Annotated in this window: 2 protein-coding genes; one reads left to right on the top strand and one right to left on the bottom strand. The window is 64.3% G+C overall.

Going from position 1 to position 1,559, the window contains the following annotated elements; translation table 11 throughout:
- Window positions 1–646, top strand: a 646-nt coding sequence (locus EOA60_RS32305) for a sugar kinase (RefSeq protein WP_164899746.1), incomplete at its 5' end; no start/stop codon positions are given.
- On the opposite strand, the gene EOA60_RS32300 is transcribed toward EOA60_RS32305, so the two are convergent.
- Window positions 643–1,559: aldose epimerase family protein (locus tag EOA60_RS32300; protein WP_164899745.1), on the bottom strand; the 917-nt coding region annotated here is incomplete at its 5' end. The genes EOA60_RS32305 and EOA60_RS32300 overlap by 4 nt on opposite strands.

The following is a 1,559-nucleotide window of genomic DNA, read 5'->3' as shown; positions in this document are numbered from 1 at the left end:
CACTGGAGCCGAGCGCGCCTTCACTTACTGGCGAAGCGATGCTGCCGCGCGCCAGCTTGCCTCCGATGCAGCGGCACTGGCGAAAAGTCTTGAAAACCAGGCGCTTGTCTATTTTTCCGGAATCACTTTGGCAATTCTGGATGATGCCGCGCGCAAAACCCTGCTTTCGGCCGTCGCGACAGCACGCGCGGCGGGTTCGCTGGTCGCCTTTGACCCGAATTACCGTCCCCGGCTGTGGCCGAGCCGTGAAACCGCTGAGGCTGCGATCTTGGAAGCGCTCGCCGTCGCGGATATCGCATTGCCCACTTTTCCGGATGAGCAGATGCTGTTTGGCGATGAGGCGCCGGAAACAACTGCCAGGCGTCTCGGAGGAGTGGTCGGCGAGGTTGTCGTTAAGAACGGCGAGCAGCCGGCATTGATTGCCGTGGACGGCGCCTCGGAAACAATCGAGGCAGTGCATGTCGCCTCGCCTGTCGATACCACCGGCGCCGGCGATTCCTTCAACGGCGGCTATCTCGCCGCCCGGCTTGCCGGTCACGCCCCAGTCGACGCGGTTCGGCGTGCGCATCGGGTGGCTGCGGCCGTCGTACAGGTGCGCGGCGCGCTCGCGCCGTTCGAGATTCTAAGAACAGCCTTTGGGATCTAGTTAGGGAGCCGGAACCTGTATTCCGTCACCTGATGGTAGATCTGGCCCGGCCAAAGCGTGGCCTGTGGGAAATAGGGCCGGTTCGGCGCGTCGGGCCAGGTCTGAGCTTCGAGGCAGAAGCCTGAAAAGGCTTTGTAGCCGCGCCCGTCCAGCCCAGGGGAGGACGGCGCGACATACTGGCCGACATAGAGCTGCAGGCCGGGCTCGGTGGTCCAGACTTCCATTTCGACGCCGGAACTGGCGCCCTGCACCCAGGCTGCCTGGTGCAGCGGTCCACGGCTGGAGGCGAGGCAGTAATTCAGATCGTAGGGAAGCTGCTCGCCTTCCGATTCCATGCGCAGCGGCCGCGCCTGGCGGAAGTCATAGGGCGTGCCGTCGACGGGCTTCACCGCGCCGGTCGGGATCATCTCTGCGTCGACGGGCGTATAAGCGCCGGCATTGAGCATCAGCCGGTGGTCGAGAATGTCGCCCGCGCCCCCGTCGTCGAGATTGAAGTAGGAGTGCTGCGCAAGATTACAGAGCGTCGGCTCCTCGCATGTGGCGGTCAGTTCCATGCTGAGCGTGCCGGGGATCTTCAGCCGGTAGGTGCAGGTGACGTCCAGCGCGCCTGGAAAGCCCATCGTGCCATCGGGATCGTGCAGTGTCAGCGTCACGAAATCGCGCCCGTGCAGCGAGACCGACCATGGCCGGTGGAAATAGCCCTCCGAGCCGCCATGCAGCGTGTGTTTCCCTAGAAAATTGCGCTCGGTCTGGTAGCGCTTGCCGGCGATGGTGAAGCGGCCGTCGCGAATGCGATTGGCGAAGCGGCCGACGACGGCGCCGAAATAGGCGCGGTCGGTCTCATAGGGCTCGAACTGGTCGTAGCCCATCACCAGCGGCGCATCATGGCCGGCGAGCCGCAGATCCTGGATGA

This window comes from Mesorhizobium sp. M1A.F.Ca.IN.020.06.1.1 (genome assembly GCF_004023265.1).
GTDB lineage: Bacteria > Pseudomonadota > Alphaproteobacteria > Rhizobiales > Rhizobiaceae > Mesorhizobium.
The sequence above is the reverse complement of the archived record's forward strand: the minus strand, read 5'-3'. Positions and strand labels throughout refer to the sequence as shown.